At 58.9% G+C, this 6362-nt stretch carries 8 protein-coding genes; all 8 read right to left on the bottom strand.

Annotated features, from left to right (window positions below; genetic code table 11):
• On the bottom strand, positions 1 to 925 hold a 925-nt coding region (locus AC1D17_RS27310), incomplete at its 3' end, for a TrbL/VirB6 family protein (RefSeq protein WP_477568386.1).
• 4 nt (positions 926 to 929) lie between these two features.
• Positions 930 to 1103 (bottom strand): hypothetical protein, encoded by a 174-nt coding sequence (locus tag AC1D17_RS27305; RefSeq protein ID WP_477568385.1) that lies wholly within the window; start codon positions 1101 to 1103, stop codon positions 930 to 932.
• 6 nt (positions 1104 to 1109) lie between these two features.
• Entirely contained in the window at positions 1110 to 1826 is a 717-nt protein-coding gene (locus AC1D17_RS27300) for a type IV secretion system protein (RefSeq protein ID WP_477568384.1), read from the bottom strand.
• 11 nt (positions 1827 to 1837) lie between these two features.
• Positions 1838 to 3004, bottom strand: a complete 1167-nt coding sequence (locus AC1D17_RS27295) for a transglycosylase SLT domain-containing protein (protein ID WP_477568383.1) — start codon at positions 3002 to 3004, stop codon at positions 1838 to 1840.
• Positions 2997 to 5408, bottom strand: a complete 2412-nt coding sequence (locus AC1D17_RS27290; RefSeq protein WP_477568382.1) for a VirB4 family type IV secretion/conjugal transfer ATPase — start codon at positions 5406 to 5408, stop codon at positions 2997 to 2999. Before AC1D17_RS27290 ends, AC1D17_RS27295 begins: the two co-directional genes overlap by 8 nt.
• Positions 5405 to 5695 carry a VirB3 family type IV secretion system protein gene (locus AC1D17_RS27285; protein ID WP_477568381.1) on the bottom strand — a complete coding sequence of 97 codons (291 nt, stop codon included), beginning with the start codon at positions 5693 to 5695 and terminating at the stop codon, positions 5405 to 5407. The genes AC1D17_RS27290 and AC1D17_RS27285 overlap by 4 nt, the downstream gene beginning before the upstream one ends.
• Before the next feature lies 1 nt (position 5696).
• Positions 5697 to 6020: a TrbC/VirB2 family type IV secretion system protein gene (locus AC1D17_RS27280; protein ID WP_477568380.1), complete on the bottom strand. Its 324-nt coding sequence runs from the start codon at positions 6018 to 6020 to the stop codon at positions 5697 to 5699.
• 47 nt (positions 6021 to 6067) lie between these two features.
• Positions 6068 to 6362 (bottom strand): lytic transglycosylase domain-containing protein (locus AC1D17_RS27275; RefSeq protein ID WP_477568379.1); only part of this gene is annotated, 295 nt, incomplete at its 5' end.

The following is a 6362-nucleotide window of genomic DNA, read 5'->3' as shown; positions in this document are numbered from 1 at the left end:
GTAGAACCCTTGCTCGGCCGGTGACCTGAAAGCTGGCACGACGCCACGATTCCTTCCCTCCCTGAAATGGAACGTCGCCTTGGCCGAGCGCCATGCCGCCGACGATGGCGCTGGCGAACGACGGGATAAATCTGAACACCACGATACCGAGCAGGCAGACGATCACGAATGGCGCCACATAGGACAGCTTGCTTTCCGTGGCCGTATTGTTGGCCGTGTTTATGGCGAGCTCAATGAGTTGGTAGAGGAACGCCAGAAACGACATCATCAACGTCTGCGTCACCATCAGGTTGACCATAAGCAGCAACCAACCGTCCGTGAATCGGAAGGTCCAGCGGTACAGCGCAAGAATGATGAACACCGGCGCCAAAGCCAGCGTGATGAACAGCATCAGCTTGGCGGCAAGGATCGCGGCAGCCGCGACCGCAATGAAAATCATTGCGACGACAAAGACCACGGCGCCAATCAGAGCGCCAACATATTCGAAGGTGCCGGTCGCTACCTGCTCATAGACTTTGCCCGCCGTTTCAAACACCGCATCGAGAATTTTCACGACGCCGGTCGTATCGTCGGTTCCCCCGTCGAGTATGCCGCCTGAACCTGCAATCGACTCGATGATCGTGTCGGAGATCAGGTTCGGCACGGCTTGCACCAGCTGATAGAGCGTGGCGGAGAAGGCGTCCCAGTTGGTCGCCATGTAATAGATGAAGAAGGCTCGCCCCAGCCGCCAAGCCGCTTCCGGTACGGAAAATCCGTCCCGGCCGGCAAGGATCATGTAACCCCACCAGATGACATAGAGTGTCAGCATCGACCCGAACAGGACGGTGACCTGAAGGGCCAAGCCTTCATAGGCGTTCGAGATGAAGGTCTCGCCGATATTGTCGAGCTTCTCGAAGATGTCCGAAATGATCGTGGTCGCCGCCATCTCGTTATTCCTTCAGGACGGACGTAAACACGTCATTGACCGGCAGTGCCGGCCCACAAAGGTCGTCGGTCGACGCATATCCGGAGATCGGCGGGCAGGGGGCTTTCTTCTCGCCCTTTGTCTGGCAGCCGGCAACGAAGACCAGCCCTACCAGCATTGTCATCACGAGCAATCGCATGCGGTCTCACTTGAACGGGTTGATGTCTTTATATTGCAGCATCTTGGCGGTCTCGGATTGCTGCGTCAGTCGCATCTGCATCTCGGTATTGAGAGCGGAGACCGCGCCGTTCGAAACGCCGATCAACTCATTGATGGTACGCGCCGTCTCCAGCTGCATGCGGGTATTGGCGTCGACCGAGCCCTTTACGTCTTCGGATGAGCCGATCTGGCCAGTCGCCGACTGAAGCGACTGTTCCCTCTTGGAGATACCTTGCGTCGCCTGCTGCGTCAGTGCCGAGAGCAGCGTGACTGTGTTGACGGCGCCGGAGAAGGCACTGTTCATCGCGCCCGCATCTTCGCCGTCAACGATTGCCTTCACCTGTTTGACGAGCTGAAGGCCGTTGATCAACGTCGCCGCGATATTCTGGGAGTTGGCGTCGAGGCCGCCAAAGGACAGCGTTCCACCGTTCATGATGGATKAGAAAGATGGTGCTGCGGAAACTGACATATTGCCGCTTAAGCCGGTCGAGGAAATGCCCATCGACCCGTCGCGACTTCCGGAGAGGGCACCAAGGATCGCCTTGGTCTTTTCCAGGATGTCGGTATTTGTGTTCATGATTTTGCCAGTGTTTTCGGCATTCTTTCTGGCGATCGTCAAGTTGGCGTTGTCGATGACCGGAACGTCGGCAAACGTCGGCGTTGAAACGGCAAGTACAGCAGCGATAGCAAGTCTCGTTCTCATGATGAAACCTCTTAATCGGCCGCCTCTGCGGCATTTTGGATGGACAGAAGATTGTCGGCGATCGCGCCGTCGGAATTGCCCGACGACGACAGCACCGACGTTTCACCCTGCGCTTCCGCGATGACAGCGCAACGTGGCCAGTCGGCGCGCGGCACCTTCATTTGCTCGAAAATGACGGGATCACAGCTATAGGGATTGACGTTGGGATCGGACTTCATGGCCTTGGCCGTCTCGGATGTCTTTGACAGCTTCATCTGCAGGCGCGCCTGCAACAGCTCGTTAAAGAGGTTGCGTGCGGTCATCAGGTTGTTCAGCAGCTCGGCGTTGACGGCGCGCGCTTGCGTGTTGTCATCCCAGGCGTCTTGGTAGATCTCCGAGGCGCCAACCGATGACGACAGGGCATCGATCCGTCGCCCGGCTTCCTGCACGCGGGCAGAGCTCCTATCGGTCCCGGAGATGGCCCTGTCGATGGAGCCAGCGGCGGCACGATTGGCGTTGCGCGTGGCCTCGGATCCGTAGTCGACAGTGGACTTGTAGGACGGCGAAGAGATCTCCTCGATATTGGAGCCGCCGGCATAGGCGTTGAACCATCCATGGTTTCGACCGACCTTGCCGGCCCAGTTCTTTTGTTCTGCGGCGGTTGAGCCGTTGTACCAGGATGCAAGGCAGGCATAGTCCGTCGTCCCGCACTTGTTCACGCCGAGCCCCAGATATTTTACGCCGCCCTCGATATTTTCCTCGTTTATATCGCGGTCGAAACCCATGCCCTTGCCGGTGCGTTTGGTCAGCTGCATCACGCCCTTGACGCCGGTKGGTGAGCCGGAGCAGGTAGAAATTCCGGACTCCGCATGCGCGACAGACAGCGCCAGGCCGACGGGAACATTGTATTTGTCGGCATAGTGCTTGATCAGCTCGACATTGCTGGTGTCTTCATTCACTGCCTGCGCCGGCGATCGATACAAACGCCGGTTCTTTTCCTTCTGCGAGATATTGCAGCTGGTGACGGTCTGCTCCTCGAGCTGGTCTTTTTGCGTTTCCTCATCGGTCGCGGAATGGCTTTCGTCCTCCGACCGCTTGTCCTTCGCGTCGTTATCGAGCACAGGCACATCCGCCCAGACAGAGGGTGATGGCGCAAGGGCAAGCCCTGCAGAGAGCAAAAGGAGAACTGCTTTATGCATCGCTTGCCTCCGGTATCGTCCAACCGCAGAATTGCGGAAGCCAGGCGGCCGGCTCCTCGCCATATGTCTCTCGTAAATTCTCGCACTCGCGAACGGTTTCCGGACGCCCGGACAGCACCTTCACCAGGTCGGGCATGGCGGAGAGGTCGAGGCGGGCGATGATCGAGTCCTGCGCATGCTTGACCAGGAAGGTACGGCTTGCCTTTTCTGCCTGCTTGATGAACCGGAACTCCTTCTCCGACAGTCCGAAGGCTGCGCGGTAACTCTCCTCATCGGCCGATGCGTTCGGGAAGAAGATGTTGGTCATCGTCTGCTCGATGATGGTGTTGCGCAGCTCTGAACGCACCACGTCGGACGCAGACTGGGTACCGAAGCCGACAATGCCATTCATCTTTCGGATGGTTTTGAGCCAGTCCTTGATGAAACCGGAAAACACCTCATCGTCGAGCAGGCGCCAGCCTTCGTCGAGGAAGATCATCGACGGCCGGCCATCAAGGATCTCCTGGATGCGGTGAAACATATAAAGAAGGGCGGCCGATCGCGTGCGCTTGTCGGAGAGGATTTCTGTCATGTCGAAGCCGATCACCGAGCGTGAGAAATCGAGCTTGTCCTCTGCATTGTTGAACAGCCAGCCCTTGTCGCCGGTCGTCCATTCCTTCAACCGGTCCGCTAGATCGCCAATACCGGATCGCATCCGGCCCTTCAGCGCCTCTGCCAGCATATCAAGCCGACGCTGTGGCCGTTCGAAGTCGGTATAGATGCTGTCGACCGCGTCGGAGATCACCGCCATCTCCTCGGCGTGCAGAACCCGGTCCGCCGGCGTGACCAGATAGGAAATCAGCGTCTTGCCGAAACTGCGATTGGCCGGTGTATCGTCAAGTTGCAGGGGCGCAAATCCGGTCGGCTCGCCCGGCGATAGCCGCTCGTAGCGTCCGCCCATGGCACGCACGAAAATCTCACCGCCCCGGTCCTTGTCAATGAAGACGCAGCGGGGCCGCGGCTCGACCCGCATCCCTTGCGCAAGCAGGAAGGACAGCGCCACCGTCTTGCCAGAGCCGGTCGGTCCAATGACGGTAAAATTGCCGACGTCATCCTCATGAAAATTGAAGAAATAGGCTGTCTGGCTGGTCGTCTCCAGCAGCGAGACGGGTTTGCCCCAATGCACCTTGTGGATCTGCCCGGACGGGAAATTATGCGCGGAGAACAATCCGGCGAAATTGACCGACGAAATCAGCCCCTGTCGGGCGACATAGGCGAAGTTCGCCGGCAGCTGTGCCCACCAAGCCGCCTCCTGATTGAGATCTTCGCGCACCGCGACAACGCCCATGCGCGCAAGCTCGGCCGTGACGTCGGCAACAGCGCGGTTAAGGCCAGCAGGCTCGCGCGCCAGCACTGCGACGGTCATATGGTGTTTGCCGAAGACGACCTCGCCGGAGGCAAGGCGGTCCCGGGCTGTTTCGACGTCGTCTTCCACAGCCGTGCCGCCGTCGTCAGAATTGGAAATCTGCCGGCTGATGGTCGCAATCGCCTCGGTAATTGAGGTGCGATCTTCGGGAGCAAACGAGTGGGTGACGATGAACTCGTAGGGGAGACGGAGCAGCCCGTCGAGTTGGCCCGGCGTCGTCATCGGCGGATATTCCTTGATCGACACCATAGCGGCGACTTTGGAGGTGGCGCCGTCGTCTGACCAGATCTCCGTCGCCTTGCGGCCAAACAGAATACGACCAGTCCCGACATAGTCGGCAAGTGACATACGGGGCAGGGGCATCGACCGCTCGTCGCCGGCGGCAAGGATCTTTGCGAAAAACTCTGCTGGCTCCGAAAAGACGCCACTCTCGCGCGTGACACAGGATAGCAGCTCCGGCCGATAGGTGCGGAAGTCGCCGACGATCCCCGAAACCATATCTTTCAGGTCGCGCAGCGCTTCGCTTTTGGCCTCAACCTCATTGTCCGCCATGCGAAAGACGTCGAACATGCGGTCAACTTTGCCGGCACGGCCTGTCATGGGCCGTCGAATGACAGTCAGGTAAAGCTCGTTGACGAACATCGTCCGATGCTTCAGCCCATCCATGTAGCGGGCGTTCAGCTCATCGGCGAAGGGATTGTCAAATTCCCCGTCGATTTCAGGCACGATCTGGCGGCGGATGATCGTTGCATAGAGCGCAAAGCGCGACGACCCGAGCGACCGGACCGTCATATTGCGGTTGGCAAGACGCGCGTTGATCTCCGCCTGGTCCATCGTCTGGTACGGAAGCCCGGAAAGCTTGATGACCTGCAGGAGCATACCGGTCTTGGTGACGATGGTCTCTTCATCGACATGGCGCAGATAGGGAACATGGGTGCCGATCCCAATTTCGCGTGCGCGCTCGCGTCCGAACTTCAAATCATGATTGACGATGTTCACGGGCTATAGCTCCCCGCTCTCCAGAACCTCCTGTTGCGGATCGCCCTGCGCATCGACAGGAACACCTGGACGACGCGGACGATGTGGACGTCGCGCTGGCAAAGGTAGAGCCCGATAAAATGAATGGGCAGGACGATGAACGGCGCCAGGAAGCTCGAAGTTGCGATGAAAAGGACGATCCCGAACAGTCCGTTGACGACGAAGACGATGATATCGACGCCAAAATACATCGGCGGCCGGGTCAACGGCAGGATCAGCGGCTCCACGTCGGGAGCGTCCTCGCGCATGTTAAATGCCCGCCGACGATTTCATGGCATCGACGAGCTGGGCCGCGCCGAAGATGATTGCAATGCCGATGACGATGGAAATTGCCCCCTGCCACGCCATGCGGCCGGTTAAGAACAGAAAGCCTAGGAAGCACACGGCGATGATTGCCAAGGATCGCGCGACATTGCCCTGAAGCACGCCGACGAACCATTCGAGAATCCCTTCGACGGGAGCGGCCGACTGCGCATAGGCAAAGTTGGGCGCGAGTGCCAGCCCGGTTGTCAGGAGGGCAAGGCATACCGTCGCCTTGAAACGGGAACGTGATGCGATCGAAAGAATGGTCATGCGGAAGTCCTCTGTATGTTGAAGGGAAAGTTTGGAAACCGGTCGATCTATTCGCCGTTCCAGACGTGTTCATCTCGCCAGGGCGAGGGCGCCAACGCGATCGTCTGTTTCTGGGCGTGGTGGCCACCGCTGCGTCGTTCTTCGGCAGCGAATGCCTTGGCATTCAGCGTCCAGCGGTTCATCACCTTGACGACGTATTGGGCGGTTTCATTGAACTCGGGAATGCCGCCCTTTTGGTAGACCCGCTCCGGACCGGCATTGTAGGCAGCGAGCATCAGCAGCGGATCGTCGAACTCGCGATAGAGTTTCTTCAGGTAACGGACGCCGGCGCGGATATTTGCC

The sequence above is a fragment of the Pararhizobium sp. P1_E7 genome, assembly GCF_056405855.1.
This window is presented reverse-complemented; position numbering and strand designations above follow the sequence as displayed.

Bases quoted from the DNA above. Each gene is read 5' to 3' on its own strand.
- AC1D17_RS27305 (WP_477568385.1), bottom strand. From the start codon at position 1,103: ATGCGATTGCTCGTGATGACAATGCTGGTAGGGCTGGTCTTCGTTGCC.
- AC1D17_RS27280 (WP_477568380.1), bottom strand. From the start codon at position 6,020: ATGACCATTCTTTCGATCGCATCACGTTCCCGTTTCAAGGCGACGGTA.
- AC1D17_RS27285 (WP_477568381.1), bottom strand. From the start codon at position 5,695: ATGCGCGAGGACGCTCCCGACGTGGAGCCGCTGATCCTGCCGTTGACC.